The organism is Vibrio sp. 811 (genome assembly GCF_033339195.1).
In genome coordinates, this window is record NZ_JAWOUB010000673.1 from 1 (window position 1) to 587 (window position 587).

Consider the following 587-nt stretch of genomic DNA (forward strand, 5'->3'; position numbering starts at 1 on the left):
TGGTTAACAGGCACTGCACTCCTGCACAGCGGAGTATTAACAAAGAAAAATCAGGGAGCGTTGTGGAGCACATACGCGTTGGCGTTTGCGACCTTTAGTTTAAGCATTCTCGGGACATTTATCGTACGTTCTGGCGTATTGACATCGGTGCATGCTTTTGCTGTGGATCCTACCAAAGGTTTAGCCCTGCTTGCTGTGCTTAGTGCGTTAGTATTGATGACGTTTGGCGTACTGATTGTGCGTGGAAATGCCATCAAACCATTTAGGTTACGTTCCTTGATCAGTCGAGCTTATATGGTGTATGTGGCCATTGGACTTTTGGTCATATCCACGGCGATCGTCTTTTTAGGTACGTTCTACCCGATGATTTATCAATTGCTAGGGTTGGGAAACATCTCTGTTGGTGCGCCGTATTTTAATAGCTTGATATTTCCTCTTAGTATTTTCGCTTTGTTGGCGTTAGCCATGACGCCAATTTTGCGGTGGACAAAAGGAGTGCGCGCGAACTGGAAAGGGCAATTCGCCTTCGCAAGTACTATCGCTTTAGGTGTCGTAGCCGTCTTTATCTTGTCGGTTGATACCGTGCG

General features: G+C 46.5%; 1 protein-coding gene. It reads left to right on the forward strand.

Annotated elements, in window-relative coordinates; genetic code table 11:
* Nucleotides 1-587: cytochrome c-type biogenesis CcmF C-terminal domain-containing protein (locus R7Q46_RS28765; RefSeq protein WP_318078521.1), on the forward strand; the 587-nt coding region annotated here is incomplete at both ends.